At 65.4% G+C, this 17,094-nt stretch carries 14 protein-coding genes and 1 tRNA gene; 11 read left to right on the top strand and 4 right to left on the bottom strand.

Annotated features, from left to right (window positions below):
- Positions 1–58 precede the first annotated feature (58 nt).
- The 3 genes from TQ29_RS11750 to lipB form a co-directional block, all read right to left on the bottom strand.
- Positions 59–595 carry a DUF2244 domain-containing protein gene (locus TQ29_RS11750; RefSeq protein ID WP_054539313.1) on the bottom strand — a complete coding sequence of 179 codons (537 nt, stop codon included), beginning with the start codon at positions 593–595 and terminating at the stop codon, positions 59–61.
- Between the two features lie 6 nt (positions 596–601).
- Positions 602–2,275: a cytochrome c oxidase subunit I gene (gene ctaD, locus TQ29_RS11745; protein ID WP_054539312.1), complete on the bottom strand. Its 1,674-nt coding sequence runs from the start codon at positions 2,273–2,275 to the stop codon at positions 602–604.
- A gap of 369 nt (positions 2,276–2,644) precedes the next feature.
- Positions 2,645–3,301: a lipoyl(octanoyl) transferase LipB gene (lipB, locus tag TQ29_RS11740; protein WP_054539311.1), complete on the bottom strand. Its 657-nt coding sequence runs from the start codon at positions 3,299–3,301 to the stop codon at positions 2,645–2,647.
- A 120-nt stretch (positions 3,302–3,421) separates the two neighbouring features.
- Here lipB and TQ29_RS11735 point away from each other — a divergent pair, with 120 nt between their 5' ends.
- From TQ29_RS11735 to TQ29_RS11715, 5 genes are all read left to right on the top strand, one after another.
- Positions 3,422–4,792, top strand: a complete 1,371-nt coding sequence (locus TQ29_RS11735) for a peptidoglycan-binding domain-containing protein (RefSeq protein WP_235974505.1) — start codon at positions 3,422–3,424, stop codon at positions 4,790–4,792.
- Between the two features lie 115 nt (positions 4,793–4,907).
- A tRNA-Leu gene (locus tag TQ29_RS11730) sits at positions 4,908–4,993 on the top strand.
- 22 nt (positions 4,994–5,015) lie between these two features.
- Positions 5,016–5,891, top strand: coding sequence for a hemolysin III family protein (locus TQ29_RS11725; RefSeq protein WP_369817399.1), 876 nt, complete (start codon positions 5,016–5,018; stop codon positions 5,889–5,891).
- A 124-nt stretch (positions 5,892–6,015) separates the two neighbouring features.
- On the top strand, positions 6,016–7,764 hold the full coding sequence (locus tag TQ29_RS11720; RefSeq protein WP_054539308.1) for a PhoX family phosphatase: 1,749 nt from the start codon (positions 6,016–6,018) through the stop codon (positions 7,762–7,764).
- An 80-nt stretch (positions 7,765–7,844) separates the two neighbouring features.
- Positions 7,845–9,497 carry a hypothetical protein gene (locus TQ29_RS11715; protein WP_054539307.1) on the top strand — a complete coding sequence of 551 codons (1,653 nt, stop codon included), beginning with the start codon at positions 7,845–7,847 and terminating at the stop codon, positions 9,495–9,497.
- A gap of 16 nt (positions 9,498–9,513) precedes the next feature.
- On the opposite strand, the gene TQ29_RS11710 is transcribed toward TQ29_RS11715, so the two are convergent.
- A complete protein-coding gene (locus TQ29_RS11710; RefSeq protein WP_054539306.1) occupies positions 9,514–10,467 on the bottom strand; it encodes an asparaginase in 954 nt (317 codons plus the stop codon).
- Positions 10,468–10,729: 262 nt separating this feature from the next.
- Here TQ29_RS11710 and TQ29_RS11705 point away from each other — a divergent pair, with 262 nt between their 5' ends.
- From TQ29_RS11705 to TQ29_RS11680, 6 genes are all read left to right on the top strand, one after another.
- Positions 10,730–11,611 carry a polysaccharide deacetylase gene (locus TQ29_RS11705; RefSeq protein WP_054539305.1) on the top strand — a complete coding sequence of 294 codons (882 nt, stop codon included), beginning with the start codon at positions 10,730–10,732 and terminating at the stop codon, positions 11,609–11,611.
- A 4-nt stretch (positions 11,612–11,615) separates the two neighbouring features.
- Positions 11,616–11,960, top strand: coding sequence for a hypothetical protein (locus TQ29_RS11700; protein ID WP_054539304.1), 345 nt, complete (start codon positions 11,616–11,618; stop codon positions 11,958–11,960).
- The gene (locus tag TQ29_RS11695; RefSeq protein WP_054539303.1) at positions 11,957–12,940 is read left to right on the top strand and encodes a GTP-binding protein; all 984 of its coding nucleotides are present in this window, start codon (positions 11,957–11,959) and stop codon (positions 12,938–12,940) included. Before TQ29_RS11700 ends, TQ29_RS11695 begins: the two co-directional genes overlap by 4 nt.
- A gap of 259 nt (positions 12,941–13,199) precedes the next feature.
- Entirely contained in the window at positions 13,200–14,180 is a 981-nt protein-coding gene (locus tag TQ29_RS11690; protein WP_054539302.1) for a helix-turn-helix domain-containing protein, read from the top strand.
- Between the two features lie 15 nt (positions 14,181–14,195).
- Positions 14,196–15,536 carry an 8-oxoguanine deaminase gene (locus TQ29_RS11685; RefSeq protein WP_054539301.1) on the top strand — a complete coding sequence of 447 codons (1,341 nt, stop codon included), beginning with the start codon at positions 14,196–14,198 and terminating at the stop codon, positions 15,534–15,536.
- Positions 15,537–15,711: 175 nt separating this feature from the next.
- A complete protein-coding gene (locus TQ29_RS11680; RefSeq protein ID WP_207642705.1) occupies positions 15,712–17,091 on the top strand; it encodes an aminotransferase in 1,380 nt (459 codons plus the stop codon).
- Positions 17,092–17,094: the final 3 nt, after the last annotated feature.

Genomic DNA, 17,094 nt, shown 5'->3' with positions numbered 1-17,094 from the left:
CTTCGTTGCTTTCGCCGGGCCAACGCGCGGGGGCGGGGATGGGTTCCGCGGTCTGGCGTCAGGCGCCGAGGGCGGCCAGCGCGCGCTGCAGCTCGTCGCGCAGGGCGGTGCGTTCGCCAGGGGTCAGGAAGGCGCCGAGCTCTACCTCGCGGCCGCGGCCCTTGAGGGTGAGGTAGTTTTCCACCGGGCCGTCTTCGGGGTGCAGGCGCAGGCGGACCCAATAGGGGTTGCTGCTCCATTCCTGGCGGGGGCCGCGCGGGTTGTGGCGCGTCAGCTCTATCCGGTCGGGCCAGAGCCGCAGTTCTTCCAGAAGCGTGCCGTCCTTGTACGAGCGTTCCAGCAGGAACCATGTCAGCGCGACCGCCCCGGCGACAAAGGGCAGCAGGCCCCAGAGCACCGGAGAGCCGACCACCGCGATCAGCGGCATCAGGATCAGCGCGCAGGTGATGGCGATGAAGGCGACGAAGCCGCGCCGGGGCAGAGAGCGGTAGGGCCACAGGTGCAATATGGCCAGCGGGGCGGCGCCCGCCTCATACGAAGAGGCCCCGGAAATCTCCGGGGCCCCGTTCATCTGTTTTTCCCATTCGTAGGGCATCAGGGGTCAGTGCGCGTGGCCCTTGTCCCAGTCTTCGCGCTTGGGGAGCGTTTCGAACGTATGCTCCGGCGGCGGCGACGAGACGGTCCATTCCAGCGTGTCGGCCCATTCGTTCCAGTAGTTGTTCTCGGTCACGCGCTTGCCTGCGAACAGGGTGTAGAACACGATGCCGATGAAGAACAGGAAGGACGCGAAGGACAGGAAGGCGCCCAGGCTCGAGACGTGGTTCCAGTAGGCGAACTGTTCCGGGTAGTCGATGTAGCGGCGCGGCATGCCCTGACGGCCCAGGAAGTGCTGGGGGAAGAAGGTCAGGTTGGCGCCGATGAACATCATCCAGAAGTGCAGCTTGCCGGCCCATTCGGGATACTGACGCCCCGACATCTTGCCGAAGTAGTAGTAGATACCGGCGAAGATGGCGAAGACGGCGCCGAGGCTCATCACGTAGTGGAAATGCGCCACCACGTAATAGGTATCGTGCATCGCCCGGTCGATACCGGCCTGGCTGAGCACGATGCCCGTCACGCCGCCGACGGTGAACAGGAACAGGAAGCCGAAGGCCCAGAGCATCGGCGTCTTGAACTCGATCGAGCCGCCCCACATGGTTGCGATCCAGCTGAACACCTTGATGCCGGTGGGCACCGCGATCACCATCGTGGCCAGCATGAAGTAGGATTGCTGGCTCAGCGACAGGCCGGTGGTGTACATGTGGTGGGCCCAGACGACAAAGCCCAGAACACCGATCGAGACCATCGCGTAGACCATCGGCAGGTAGCCGAAGATCGGCTTTTTCGAGAAGGTCGCGATGACGTGGCTGATGATGCCGAAGCCCGGCAGGATGATGATGTAGACCTCGGGGTGACCGAAGAACCACAGGATGTGCTGATACAGGATCGGGTCGCCGCCGCCTTCGGGCTGGAAGAAGGTGGTGCCGAAGTTGCGGTCTGTCAGCAGCATGGTGATGGCGCCGGCCAGAACCGGCAGCGACAGCAGGATCAGCCAGGAGGTCACGAAGATCGACCAGGCGAACAGCGGCACCTTGTGCAGGGTCATGCCCGGCGCGCGCATGTTCAGGAAGGTGGTGATCATGTTGATCGCGCCGAGGATCGACGAAGCGCCCGAAACGTGGACGGCGAAGATCGCCAGATCCATCGAATAGCCGCCCTCGTTGGTCGACAGCGGCGGGTAGAGCACCCAGCCCACGCCCGAGCCCATCTGGCCGTTGCCGCCGGGGCTGAACACCGACAGCACCGCAAGGGTGGTACCGGCGACATAGAGCCAGTAGCTGAGGTTGTTGAGGCGCGGGAACGCCATGTCGGGCGCGCCGATCTGCAGCGGCATGAAATAGTTGCCGAAGCCGCCGAACAGCGCCGGGATGACCACGAAGAACATCATCAGGATGCCGTGGCCGGTGATCAGCACGTTCCAGAGATGGCCGTTGGGCGAGCAGTTTTCCGGTGCCTGGGGAAGAAAGCTCATCCCCTCCATGCACATGTACTGTACGCCGGGGGTCATCAGCTCCATCCGCATGTAGACCGTGAAGGCGACGGAGACGAAGCCCACGATGCCCGCGGTGAAGAGATAGAGGATGCCGATGTCTTTGTGATTCGTGGACATGAACCACCGGGTGAAGAACCCCCGCTGGTCGTGCGCGTCGTGGCCGTGAATGGCTGCGTCTGCCATACTATGCCTCCCGTTCATATGTGTTGATGCGGACGGATCTGCATCCGGCCGCGTGTTCCCTGCGCACGCTTTTAATCCGCGTCGCGGGTCTGGGCAATGCTCCGTAACGCCGCATGGGCCGATTTTCCTGCGCCAGCCCGCCAAGATATCTGCATTTCTGAATGTGAAAGCCGCCATATGGCGGTGCGCCACCCGCTTTCCGAAGGGTGCCCCGTGCAGGGCCTCCAATTCTTGAACCGACTTCAAAGAGTTACATTTTTGAGCGGGTCACGCCGAATCACGGGAGACGGGCCAGGGCACCTTATGCGTCTGCGGTGGCAGCCGGCGCAGATCACACTGATCCCCGCTGCCGGCGATTTCATTCTGAGGTCAGGCCACCGGCCCGAAATGATCCGCGAAGGTCTTTTTCAGCGCCACGTCGACATCCCCCATCGTGACCGGCAGGCCCAGATCGACAAGGCTGGTGACGCCGTGGTCGCGGATGCCGCAAGGCACGATGCCGCCGAAATGGGAAAGATCGGGTTCGACATTGATCGACAGCCCGTGAAAGCTGACCCATCTGCGCAGGCGGATGCCGATCGCCGCGATCTTGTCTTCGCGCGCTGTGCCGTCGGGCAGCGGCGGCTTGTCGTCGCGCACCACCCAGACGCCGACGCGGCCCTCGCGCTTTTCGCCTTTGACGTTGAATTCGCCGAGCGTGGCGATGACCCAATCCTCGAGGTTTTGCACGAATTGCCGGACGTCGCGGCCACGTGCGCCGACATCCAGCATGACATAGGCGACGCGCTGGCCCGGCCCGTGATAGGTGTATTGGCCGCCGCGTTTCGTGACGTGAACGGGAAACCGGCCGGGTTCTGTCAGATCCTCGGGGCGGGCGGAGGTGCCGGCGGTGTAGAGCGGCGGGTGTTCGACCAGCCAGATCGCCTCTCCTGCCTGGCCGGCCGCGATGGCGGCGGCGCGCGCCTCCATCTCCGCGACGGCGGTTTCATAGGGGGTGAGGCCCGGCGATGTCAGCCAATCAACCATAAAATGCGCCAATCCCGGCTTGACAGCGACCCCGTGACGCAGGGACACTTGATTAAGGTTATTTTCAGCACAGGGCCGCCCGCGGAGGCGGCCGATGATTTACGGAGGAATGTCATGTTCATGCGTCAGATTGCAATAGCGGCCATGGCCGCTTCGATGGCAGCCGCGCCCACCAGCCGTGCCCTGGCAGATGCCGGCGACGTCGCCGCCGGTGTATTGCTCGGGGTCATCGGCTCGGCCGCGGTGAATTCCGCGAACAAGCAGAAGACCACGACCACGCGAAAGGTCTATGTGGCATCCTCGGCCCAGCGGGCGCAGAACCGCGAGGTTCAGACCTCGCTCAACTATTTCGGGTTTCCCGCCGGAACGCCGGACGGGGTTCTGGGGCGCAACTCGCGCTCTGCGATTTCCCAGTATCAGGCGTTCATGGGCTATCCTCCGACCGGCCAGCTGACGGAATATGAGCGGGTGTTCCTGAGCTCTTCGTATCATCGCGCGATCTCGGGCGGGCCGGCCACGATGCAGGCCGCGGCGTCGAACCCGATGGGGATCAAGGGTCTGCTCAAGACCTATCAGCAGGAATCGATGGGCGGTGGCGCCACGATGGCGGCCACCGCGCCGGTATCGCCCTATGCGAATGCCGTGGCACCACAGGGTGAGCCGACCGTCATCGTCGTGGCGCCGAAAGCGGAAGCACCCGCACCCGCGCCGGTCGCCGTTGTGGCGCCTGCCGAGACCGCGACGCAGGCAGAGGCCGCGCCTCTGCCCAGCTTCGGCGCCGCGGCACTGCCCAATTTCATGGGCCCGGGCGAGAGCCTGTCGCTTGCGTCGCATTGCAACAAGATCAGCCTGCTGACGAACACCAATGGTGGCTTCGTGACCGAAGCGACGATGACCGACGCGAATTTCGCGCTGAACGAACAGTTCTGCCTGGCGCGGACCTATGCCATCGCGCTGGGGGAGGAGCTTTCCTCGCAGGTGCAGGGGGTGACGAAGGATCAGATCGCCACGCAATGCGAGGCTCTGGGGCCGGCGCTGAAGGATCAGGTTGCGTCCATGTCGCTGCGCCCGGAAGCGGAGGTGATGCAGGAGGTGGGGCAGTTCGTGCTTCAGTCCGGCATGTCGCCGGCGCAGCTTGCCGGCACCGCGAAGATCTGCCTGTCGGTCGGGTATCGCACCGACAACATGGATGTGGCGCTTGCCTCGGGGCTGTTGCTGATGGTGCTGGGCGAGCAGGTTTACGGCGAGCTTCTGGGCCATCACCTGAGCCAGGGGTTCGGCACGTCCAAACGGCCCGACCTTGCGCTGGCGTGGTATCAGTCGGGGCTGGATGCGATCGCGGCCGGCGCCAAGCCGGTGTTCGCGCCCGGCCAGCCGGAGCGCACCGGGCTGATCCGCAAGGCGGCCTATCAGTTGAACGGCGGCGGCCAGTCGGCACCGGCGACGGCGCCGCAGCCCGTGGCGCTGCCGACCTTTTCGGTGGAGAACTGATCTGACCGCGGGCGGCCTGTGGAGGGGAGACTTCGGCGGGCCGCCTTCTTTCGAAAAAACCCACTTCACATCGCTATGGCCTTTCGCTATGTAACCGCGCACTACCTGATCACGTGCGGTCGTGGCGGAATGGTAGACGCGCAGCGTTGAGGTCGCTGTGGGGTAACTCCCGTGGAAGTTCGAGTCTTCTCGACCGCACCATTTTCAGCACGCGGGCGTGCTGATGTCAGTTCACAGTGCCGCCGCCGTTTTCATCGGCCCCGGCATTTCGCCCGCCAGCACAGCCTTGAGATCCCGACTTTCCGGCACGGTGCCGGAACGCCGCGCGCGGGTGGCGAAAGCCGCGCTCACGCCGATGTGCGCGCGTCGGCGCATTTGCGGGATGGCGTTTTGCGGCGCGCGGCGTAGTCTGTGCCGCATGCGCGCAGTGACCACCACCCGTTCCGGTTACAGCCGGGCTGAATTCCTGTCCGACGCGGCGGTTCATGTCGTGGGGCTGTCGGCTGTGCTTGTGGCGGTTCCGGTGCTTGTGACGCTGGCCGTGCTCTGGCGTGGCGATCCGGCGGCGATGCTGGGCACGGCGATCTACGGTGTGACCCTGATCGCGATGATCCTGTGTTCGGCTCTCTATCACATGGTGCGGCGTGACGCCTGGAGCGGCCTTCTGCGCCGGCTTGATCACGCGGCGATCTATTTCAAGATCGCGGGAACCTACACGCCCTTCACGCTTTTGTCGGGCGGGCAGGGCGCGGTTCTGCTGACCGGCCTGTGGGGCGCGGCGCTGGCCGGATCGGCCCTGCGCATTTTCCGGCCGGGCCGGTTTCGGTGGATCGCCTTTGCGCTTTACCTCGTCATGGGGTGGGCCGGGGTGTTTGCGGGCTGGCCGGTGCTGGGCACGCTTTCCCGCCCCGTCGTCGCGCTGATCGTCACCGGCGGCATTCTCTACACCATCGGCACGGCGTTTTTCCTGTGCAGGGTTCTGCCCTTCCACAACACGATCTGGCATGTGTTCGTGCTGGTCGCCACCGCCATTTTCTATGCCGCCGTGGTGGTGCATCTGGCCGACACTTCCGTGCACGTGGCGATGGCGGGCTCTTAGGCCCGCCGCGGTTATGACAGATCGCCGCATGGCCCCCTGGGCGCAGCGCCCGTCACGTCACTGTCAGACGTGAGGTTTACGATTTGCTCTCAGAAGCAACTCAGACAACCCATGAGGTGAAACGATGTCTCTTCGCACCAGATTATTCTCCGCCACAGCCCTGATCACGATGCCGTTCATGGCCGCCGCGAGCGATCTTGCCTTCGCCCCGGTGCCCTTTGCGGCGGATGATGCCGCCAAGCGCGCCGTCATCGCCTCGGACAGCGTGATGATCGACGGTCAGAGCCACAAGATCGGCTATCACGTGATTGCCCGCTCCGGCGACAAGCTGGGCGAGGGCACGTTTGCCGGGCTTGTCGATCAGACCGGCGCCATCGTCAAATCCCCCGACGGGTCCGAGCATATCTCGGTCGATGCCGATTTCACCTCGCTGCTGCCGGTGGGGGGCAAGCTGTTCTCGATCACGCATTTCGAATCGCGCCCCGGCGCGATGTATCTGACCGAGCTGGAGCAGGCTGCCGACGGCACCCTGACCGCCGTTTCGACCAAGCCGGTGGATTTCGCGGCCTATGGTGGCCTGTGGGTTCCCTGCGCCGGTTCGGTGACGCCATGGGGCACGCATCTGGGCTCGGAGGAATATCCCGCAGACGCCCGCGCCATCGAGGCCGCGGCGTCGCTGGACGAGGTCGACGATTATTACAAGCCGATGGTGCGTTTTCAGGGTTTGACGCCGGAAACCATGACGCTGGAAGAGTTCCGCACCGCCTATAACGCGTATCGCTATGGCTATCCGGTCGAGGTGAGCGTGACCGAGGCGGGCGAGGCGACCCCGGTCAAGCATTTTGCCATGGGGCGGGTCGCTGTCGAGCTGGCCTATGTGATGCCCGACGAGAAAACCGCCTATATCTCGGATGACGGCACCAATGTCGGCCTGTTCATGTTCGTGGCCGACACGGCGGGCGATCTGTCTTCGGGCATGCTCTATGCCGCGAAATGGAACCAGACCTCGGACGAGGGCGCGGGTGCGGCCGATCTGGAATGGATCGAGCTGGGCCACGCGGATGATGCCGCCATTCAGGCGGAAATCGAGGCGGGCACGAAGTTCGCCGACATGTTCGAGACCGCCGATATCGCCGAGGATGGCAGTTGCGCGGAGGGCTTCCTGCCCTCCAATGCCGAAGGGCGCGCCGAATGCCTGCAGGTCAAGCCGGGCATGGAGGCCGTTGCCTCGCGTCTGGAGGCGCGGCGCTATGCGTCGATGATGGGGGCCACCACCGAGTTCCGAAAGATGGAAGGCATCACCTATAACCCCGAGGCCGGCGTGGTTTATCTGGCGATGTCGGAAGTGGCCAAGGGCATGGAAGACGGCGACAAGAACGATCTGGGCGGCCGCAACGACATCCGCCTGACGCAGAACAGCTGCGGCGCGGTCTATGAGCTGGGGCTGGATGACAGCTTCCGCGCGACCTCGGCCACGGCCATCGTCGCGGGCGAGCCGATGACATATGCCGATGACTCGCCCTATGCCGGCAACACCTGTGATGTCGACGGTATCGCCAACCCCGACAACATCACCTACATCCCCGGAACCGATACGCTGATCATCGGCGAGGATACCGGATCGGGCCACCAGAACGACGCGATCTGGGCGATGAACCTGGGCTCGGGCGCGCTGACCCGCATCTTCTCGACCCCCTACGGGTCGGAGACGACCTCGCCCTACTGGTATTCCGACATCAACGGCCACGGCTATCTGATGGCGGTGGTTCAGCATCCCTACGGTGAATCCGACGAAGACAAGCTGCAGGATGCCGCCGACGCCCGCGCCTATGTGGGCTATGTCGGCCCGTTCCCGGCGCTGTTGTCGAACTAGGGCGCGACCGGCCCTGCGATGAATGCATGTTTGCGGGGCCCGGTTCTGCGGGCCCTGCGAGACCTTCCGGGAGAGATCCGATGCGCAAATTCCGCTACCCGGCCCTTGCGCTGCTGATGGCCGCCCCGGCCATGGCGGCCGACCTGACCGGCAAGGCCCTGACCAACCCGACGGCTTACATCCCCTCGCAATGCTATACCGCTACCGAGGATGAGGCAGGGGGGGTGCATAACCCCTGTTTCACCTGCCACGTCCGCTCGCGCGCGCCGCATTACATCAATGATCAGGATCTGCAGCAGGCCTATTCCTTTCCCGGGCCGGCGCTGAAGAACCCGTGGACGAACCTCTTTGTCGATCGCACGTCGGCGGTGCTGGGCACCCCCGACGACGAGATCCTGGCCTATGTGCGCGACGACAATTACCACGACGGTGCGGGCGGTATCGCGCTGGCGGCGCGGCTGGCCGATCTTCCGGCGGGCTGGGATGCGGATGGCGACGGCGCTTGGGCGGGGTTTGTCCCCGATGCCAATTACCGCTTCGACGCCGAGGGGTTCGATCTGGATGCCGCCGGGCGGATGACCGGATGGCGGGCCTTTGCCTATCAGCCGCTTCCGGGCACGTTCTGGCCGACCAACGGGTCGACCGATGATGTGATGATCCGGCTGCCCGTGCCCTTTCGCGCCGCCGCCGACGGCACGCCGGATCGCGGGATCTACAAGCTCAACCTCGCCATCACCGAGGCCTTGATCAAGCGCCGCGACGTGGGCATCGCCCCCGCCGACGAGGCCGCGCTTGGCGTCGATCTGGATCTGGACGGCCGGATCGGCACGGCCACGCGGGTTGGTTTCGTGTTTCCGCCCGAGGACGGCAAGGCGATGCATTATGTCGGCCGGGCGGGCGTGATGCAGGAGGCGGGCACCGCCCGTCTGGCGGCGGGGCTTTACCCGGAGGGCACCGAGTTTCTGCACACGGTGCGCTATCTCGATCCGGTCGAGGGCGGCATCGCCATGGCGCCGCGCATCAAGGAGGTGCGCTATATGGTCAAGACCCGCTGGCAAACCTATTTCGACCGTCAGGAAGGCGCGCTGGCCGAAGCCAAGGAGCGCGCGGATTTCCCCGACCGGATCGCCCTGTTCGATGGCAATGTCGAAACCGGCATCTCGAACGGCACCGGCTGGCGGCTGCAGGGGTTCATCGAGGATGCGCAGGGCGAGCTGCGCCCCCAGACCTTCGAAGAGACGGTGTTCTGCATGGGCTGCCACGGGGGTATCGGTGTCACCGACGACGATACTTTCGCCTTCCCCCGCAAACTGGACAACAGCGCCTTTCAGGGTGGATGGGCGCATTGGACGCAAGGCCGGGGATTGCGCGGCGTTCCGGAACTGATCCGCGAGGATGGCAGCCCGGAATACGCCCATTATCTGCGCGCGAACGGGGCGGGCGACGAGTTTCGCGGCAACATGGAGCTTCTCGAGGCCTGGCTCGACGATCAGGGGCAGCTTGACGACGACCGCGCCGAAGGGTTTCGGGACGATATCGCGGCACTGCTCTACCCCTCGGCAAAGCGGGCGCTGGCGCTGAACGTGGCCTACCGCGAGATCGTGCGCGAGCAAAGCTTCATCCGTGGGCGGGACGCGACCATCGTGCCGCAGGGCAACGTGCACCGCGAGGTGACGCAGGACCGGCAAACCGGTGTGATCAAGCCGGAGAGACCGTGGTATGGCGCCGACTGAGCGTTCAGGCCCCGGCTCAGGCCCCGGCGGCCATCCGGCACATCAGCAGCAGGCGCGCCTTGCGGGCTGAAAGCTCGTCACAGGGTTGAACGCCGAGGGCGGTCAGCTCGGCCAGGCAGCCGGGGTAATCGTAATCCGTGCCCAGGCGGCCCGAGAGGGTGGAACTTGTGACCGCGATGGGAAGGCCCGCCTGCCGGAGAGCGGCGATCTCGGGCATCCAGTCGGGGGGCACCTGGCCCCGGCCGAGCCCGTCAAGAACGAGGCCCCGCGCGCCGCTTTCGACCGCGGCGCGCAGCAGCAGCGGCGAGGCCTCCATCGCGGCGGGCAGGATATCGACACGGGGCAGGGGCGGTTGCAGCCCGACAAAGCGCGGCATGGGCGCGGCGGCGGCGCGCAGATCGACATGGGCGCCATCCACATGGCCGATCGGCCCGTGGCCGGGAGAGCCGAAGCCGCGCAGCCGGTGCGACGACACCTTGCGCACATGGCGGGCCTCGTGGATCTCCTGATCAAAAACAACCAGCGCGCCGGCCCCGCGCGCGGCGGGGGCTGCGGCGGTGGTGATCGCATCGCGGATATTGGGGCCGGCATCGCTGCCGGGGGCATAGGGCACGCGCTGCGCCCCGGTCAGCACGAGCCCGGCATCCGGCAGATCGGTGATCAGATCGAGAAGGAAGGCGCTATCCTCGAGCATATCGGTGCCTTGCGAGATGACGACACCGGCGGCGCCGTCTGCCACGGCCCTTGCGCAACGGTCGCGCACCGCGAAAATATCTTTCAGTTGCAGCGCATTGCTGGGTTTCTGCGCGAGGGTGATCACCTCCAGCTCCACCCGCGTGTCCAGCGCGAGGCTGGTCACAAGCTCTGCCCCCGTCATCGCGCCGGCCACCGCGCGGCCGCTTTCGCCGCGCAGGCTGGCGATGGTGCCGCCAAGCGCGAAAAGGGTGATCCGGGGGCGGGTTGTGGTCATGTCATCTCGTTTCGCGAAAAGGGGGACGGGTGCCGCTTAGCGTTATCCCGCTTCGGCGCCCATGCCCAGACGGTGGCGTCACAGGCCCCGGAAAAAAGAGCGGCCGGCCCCCGCGTGCTGCCTGCAAAAGCGGCAGGCGGCGGGCAAAATTGATCAGGGCTGCGGAAAGACTTGTGCGTTCATGCCGCCCGCTCGACAGGGCCGGACCCGGCGCGCTTTCACGGATCTCAGCAATTCAGGCATAGCGAGAAGGCGACCTCAGATGGCTCAGAAAGAAATCCTTGTCGGGTTCGGGGTGGATGTGGATGCCGTTGCCGGGTGGCTCGGCTCTTACGGCGGCGAGGACAGCCCGGACGATATCTCCCGGGGGATGTTCGCGGGCGAGGTCGGTTCCATGCGGCTGCTGCGGCTTTTCAAGAAATACGACATGACGGCGACGTGGTTCATTCCGGGCCATTCGGTCGAGACCTTCCCGGCGCAGATGCGGGCCGTGGCCGAGGCCGGGCATGAGGTGGGCGTGCATGGCTACAGCCATGAGAACCCCATCGCCATGACGCGCGAACAGGAGGCGGCGGTGCTGGACCACAGCATTGATCTGATCACCGCGCTGACCGGCAAGAGACCCAAGGGATATGTGGCGCCGTGGTGGGAATTTTCGCCCGTGACCAACGAGTTGCTGCTGGAACGTGGCATCCTTTATGACCATTCTCTGATGCATGACGATCACACGCCCTACCGGGTGCGCGTGGGCGACCGCTGGACCAAGATCGACTATACGGCCAGGGCGCAGGACTGGATGAAACCGCTGGAACGCGGCGCGGAAACCGATCTGATCGAGATCCCGGCGAACTGGTATCTGGATGATCTGCCGCCGATGATGTTCATCAAGAGTTCGCCGAATTCGCACGGTTTCGTCAATCCGCGCGATATCGAGCAGCTTTGGCGCGACCAGTTCGACTGGGTCTACCGCGAGATGGATTACGCGGTCTTTCCGATCACCATCCATCCCGATGTTTCGGGGCGCCCGCAGGTATTGCTGATGCTGGAGCGGCTGATCGACTACATCAAGGGACATGACGGCGTGCGCTTTGTCACGATGACCGAGATGGCCGAGGATTTCGACCGTCGCTTCCCGCGCGGCTGAGCCCATGTGCTCTTTATGCGGTATTCTGGGCTGCGACGACCACTGGAGCCATGCGGTGGCGCGCGACGGGGTTTATACCCGCAACACCGACCGGCTGGCGCGCCGGGCAGAGGCCGCGCGGCGGGCGAAGGTGGCCAATGCCGTCCTGGCCCATCTGCGGCTGAGCTTTGGCGACTGGCAGGGGCGCAGCTATGTGCTGCGCAGCGCCACCGGAAAGACGGCGCTGTTTGACGCGCTGGGCCATCTGTGGCCCGAGGCGGAGGCGCTGAGCGGCAGGGCGCTGGACCCGCTTGATCCCGACTGGCTGGACCGGATCGAGGCGGCGCTGGATGCGGAGCGGGGCGGATGATCCCCGTCATCGTGCTGACGGGCGGGCTTGGCGCCGGCAAGACGACGCTGCTACAGCGCCTGCTGAGCGATCCGCGCATGGCCGGCACCGCGGTGCTTGTGAACGAGTTCGGCGAGATCGGGCTGGACCACGAGCTGATCGCCCCGGTGGATGGCCCGGTGATGCTGATGCGCTCGGGCTGTGTGTGCTGCACGATCCGGGGCGACATCGCGCAATCCCTGCGCGATCTGCTGGATCGGCAGGGGGCCGGAGAGATCGCGCCGATTACCCGTGTGGTGATCGAGACCACGGGGCTCGCCGATCCGTTTCCGGTGCTTTCCACCCTTCAGGCGGACCCGGTGATGCGGTCGCAGGTGAAAGCCGGCGGGGTGATCACGGTGGTTGATGCCTTCAACGGCCCGGCCGCGCTGACACGCGGGGGCGTTGCGCTGCGCCAGATCGCCGCCGCCGATACGCTGGTTCTGGCAAAGACCGATCTGGTCGGGGCGGCGGATGCGCGCGCGCTGGAAAAACGCCTGCGCGCGCTCAACCCGGTGGCGCGGCTGGTGCGCGCGGGTGCGCCATTGGACGAGATCCTGCCAGAGCGACCGATGGACAAGGAGATCGCCCTGCCTGCCGCGGCGCAGGGGCACAACCACGATCACAGCGGCATTCAGACCCTTTCGATCACCCGCGCCGGGCCGGTCAACTGGACCGCATTCGGCCTGTGGCTGACGGCGCTTTTGCACACGCATGGCGAGCGGATTCACCGCGTGAAGGGAATTCTTGCCGTCGAGCAGGGCGGGCCGCCCGTGGCGGTGCATGGGGTGGGGCCGCTGGTGCATCCGCCCCGCCATCTGGAACACCTGGGCGGCGCGGCGACGGAATCGCGGCTGGTGTTCATCTTCGAGGATCTTTCGCCCGACGCGCTTCGCCGTTCTTTCGATCTGTTCGACCGGCTCGGCCATGCCCGCGCGCCGCTGCCGGAGACCGTTTGCTGATGCGCCTGTCCGCGATGAAAGGCTTGACTGTCGCTGCGGCGCCCGCCGCCGGTTTTCGCGCTGCCGCATGAGATGCCGGAGGGACCTGCCCGCACCATGGGCGAAAATCGGCGAAGTTGATCATTCGGAGGGCAGTTTCGGAGATCACGCATCATTTCATTGCGCCGGAACTTGCACAGACAGACAACCTGCGCGCTTCGTGAGGCCGCACCACCCGTTTGGGGTGCTGCCGGGATCCACGCCTTGCGAAGGAGCCACTATGCAACAGGAAACCACGCACCAGGAAACAGCCGGTTGGCAGAAGCTGTCGACCACCAATGTCGACAAGGCGGAGCGCCTGAGCTTCTGGCAGGACTCGGCGAACACGCTCTTTCCGTCTACCGTCGTCACGGGCAGCGCGGATGACGATTTCTTCGGCTCCGTCACCTGGATGGAATTCGGCGAGCTGATGCTGGCGGATTTCATCTCTACCGCGACCGAGATCCAGCGCGGCGAAGAGCAGATCGGCCGCAATGACATGTGGTACGAGGTGTGCCTGCAGGTCGAGGGCGATTGCCGGCTGACGCAAGGCGGGCGCAGCGTGCGCGTGCGCCCGCGCGAAATGGTGCTTTACGACAGCCAGCAACCCTATCGCATGACCTTTTCCGGCCCTTACCGGCAGATCGCGCTGAAACTGCCGCGGCGGTTGCTGCAGGACCGGGTGCCATGCCTTGACACGCTGATCGCACGGCAGATGTCGGGGCAATCGCTGCCGGGGCGGTTCCTGTTCGATTTCATCATCACCATGTGCGACGTGAAGCGCGAGAGCGCCCGCGAAAGCCTGATCAACCGGCTCGAGGCGCATGTGGTAGACCTGCTGGCCACCGCGCTCAGCGAAATCGCCTCGGAACAGCCGCTGTCGGCCAACCGGCAGGCGCAGCTGGCGCGGGTGAAGGCGCATATCCTGGCGCATCTGGATGACCCCGGCCTTTGCCCGGCCGAGATCGCGCGGCAGCAATCCATCTCGCACCGGTCGCTCTACGAGCTGTTCGCGGGCGAGGATCTGCAGGTTTCGAAATGGATCAAGGCGCAGCGGCTGGAGCGGATCCGGCGCGATCTGGGCGACAGCCTGCTCAGCTCGTGGCCGATCACCACGATCGCCCTGCGCCGGGGTTTCAAGGATTTCTCGCATTTCTCGCGGGCGTTTCGCGCCCAATACGGAATTTCGCCGCGCGCCTATCGCAAGTCGCGGCTCAGTTGACCTGAAGGACCAAGAATGCGTCTGTGGATCAGATCCCCCCTGGCCGTCATGGCCGAAAACGCCGCTGGCGGCCTTGTGGTCGAAGACGGGCGGATCGTGGAGCTTGTGGCGGGCACGCAGCCCGCGGGCCCGGTCGATGAGGTTTTCGATGGATCGCGGCACGTTGTCATTCCGGGCCTTGTGAACGCGCATCACCATTTCTACCAGACCCTGACGCGCGCGCATCCGCAGGCGATCAACAAGGAGCTGTTCCCGTGGCTTCAGGCGCTCTATCCGCTGTGGGGCGGCCATCTGAACCGCGACACGTTTCGCATCGGCGTGCGCCTCGCGCTGGTGGAATTGCTGATGTCGGGCTGCACGACCGCTTCGGATCACCTGTTCGTCTTTGGCAGGGACATGGCGGATGCGGTGGATATCGAAGCCGAAGAGGCCAGGGCGCTGGGCATGCGCGTGGCGCTGACGCGCGGCGCGATCAACATGGGCACCAGTTCCGGCGGCATCGCGGATGAGCGGCTCATTCAGGATTACGACGCGGTGCTGAGCGATTGCGAACGGGTGCTGGGCGCCTATCACGACCGTTCCGACGGGGCGATGACCACCGTGGCGCTGGCGCCTTGCGCGCCGTTCAACGTGACCCGCCAGCTGATGATCGACACGGCGGAGATGGCCGACAAGCATGATTGCCGCCTGCACACCCATCTGGGCGAAACCCATGACGAGGATGAATTCTGCCTGTCGAAATACGGCATGCGCCCGCTTGATTATCTGGAGGATGTCGGCTGGATGACCGACCGCGTCTGGATGGCGCATGGCATCCATTTCAACGACGAGGAAATCGCGCGGATCGGCAAATGCGGCATGGGCGTCTGCCATTGCCCGACGTCGAACATGGTGCTTGCGTCGGGCCAGTGCCGGACCAAAGAGCTTGAAGCCGCGGGGGCGGTGGTCGGGCTGGGCGTCGATGGTTCGGCGTCGAACGACAATTCCAACCTGATGGAATCCGTGCGCCACGCGCTGATGCTGGGCCGTCTGACCTATGGCGCGGCGGCGGTGAGCCATCTGGATGCGCTGGGCTGGGCGACGGAGGGGTCCGCCAGGCTTCTGGGGCGCACGGATATTGGCGCGATCGCCCCGGGGAAACAGGCGGATCTGGCCATGTTCACGCTTGATGAGCTGCGCTTTTCGGGGGCCGGCGATCCGCTGGCGGCGCTTGTTCTGTGCGGGGCGCATCGGGCCGACCGGGTGATGGTCGGCGGCGAATGGCGCGTGCTCGACGGTGTGCCGCTCGGTGTCGATCTGGACGCCTTGCGCCGCGACCACGCCGCCGCTGCCGCGCGGTTCCTGCACGCCGCGTAGCCGCGCCGATCCACCCCCGAAGCGCCGCCGGCCCGGCGGCCCGGTGCCGCGCATGTCCCGACATGTTTTGTCGCCAGTCGGGGCCAGAGGGTCCGATGGCCCCGTCCGGCGCCGCGGTGTTTAGTGGGGGCAGGCGGCCCCGTTGGATGGCCGCGCCGGAACGGGAAGAAACACCATGTTCTATCGACAGATGGAAACGCGGAAATGGCAGGAGCTGGATCAGGCGCATTACCTGCATCCTTTCACCGATCACAAGGCGCTGCGCGAGATCGGATCGCGCGTGGCGGTTCGCGGCGAGGGCGTCCATGTCTGGGACACAGAAGGCCGGAAGATCATCGACGGGCTGTCCGGCCTGGGCTGCGTGAACATCGGCTACGGGCGGCCCGAACTGGTGGCCGCCGCCAGCGCGCAGATGAGCGACCTTTCCTTTTGCCAGTCCTTCTTCAACACCACGCATCCCGCCGCCGTTCTGCTGGCCGAGAAGCTGGTGAAGCTGACGCCGGAGGGGCTGAACCACGTCTTCTTCCAATGCTCGGGCTCCGAGGCGAACGAGACCGCCGTGCGCGCGATCCGGCGCTATTGGGATCTGCAGGGGCAGCCCGGCAAAAAGCTGATCATCGCCCGGGAATATGCCTATCACGGCTCGACCCATCTGGCGGCGTCGCTTTCGGGGCTGGAACCGATGCACCACGCCGGCGGTGACGTGCCGATGCCGGTGGTTCACCGCATCAAGACCGCCTATCCCTATCGCGAGAAGCCCGCCGCGATGCCGGATGACGAATTCGGGCGCCTTGCCGCATCCTGGCTGGAAGACAAGATACTGGAGCTGGGCCCCGAGAATGTGGCGGCCTTCTTTGCCGAGCCGGCGCAATCGGCCGGCGGCTCGATCGTGCCACCGATGAGCTATTGGCCCGCGATTCAGGATATCTGCAGGAAATATGACGTGCTGCTGGCGCTGGACGAGGTGGTGATGGGCTTTGGCCGCACCGGCAAATGGTTTGGCTCTTTCCACTATGGGATCACGCCGGATCTGATGCAGATCGGCAAGGGGCTGACCTCTGGCTATCTGCCCTTGTCGGCTTGCCTCATGTCCGACCGTGTCGCCGATGTGCTGATCGACAAGGGTGGCGAATGGGCCCATGGCTATACCTATTCCGGGCACCCCTCGTGCTGCGCCGTGGCGCTCGCCAATATCGAGGTGATCGAGAGCGAGGGGCTGATCGAGAATGCCGCCGACACGCTGATCCCGCATTTCGAGGCAAGGCTGGCCGAATTCACCGATCATCCGCTGATGGGGGATGTGCGCTCTGTCGGGCTGATGGCCGGGCTGGAGCTGGTGGCCGACCGGGCGACCGGCGAGGCGTTTGACGGCGCGTTGCGGGTTGGTCAGCATTGCTCGGCCGAGGGGCTTTCGCGCGGGCTGGCGTTTCGTGCCAATGGCGATACCATGGCGCTGATGCCGCCGCTGGTGATGACGGTCGGGCAGATGGACGAGATGTTCGCCATCGTGCGCGCGGCGCTTGATGCCACCGCCCGGCATCTGGGGATGGCGTAGCGC

This window comes from Actibacterium sp. EMB200-NS6, from assembly GCF_001305615.1.
Classification (GTDB): Bacteria; Pseudomonadota; Alphaproteobacteria; order Rhodobacterales; family Rhodobacteraceae; genus Actibacterium_A; species Actibacterium_A naphthalenivorans.
Note: the sequence above shows the minus strand (reverse complement) of the source record. Positions and strands in the feature narration are given on the sequence as shown.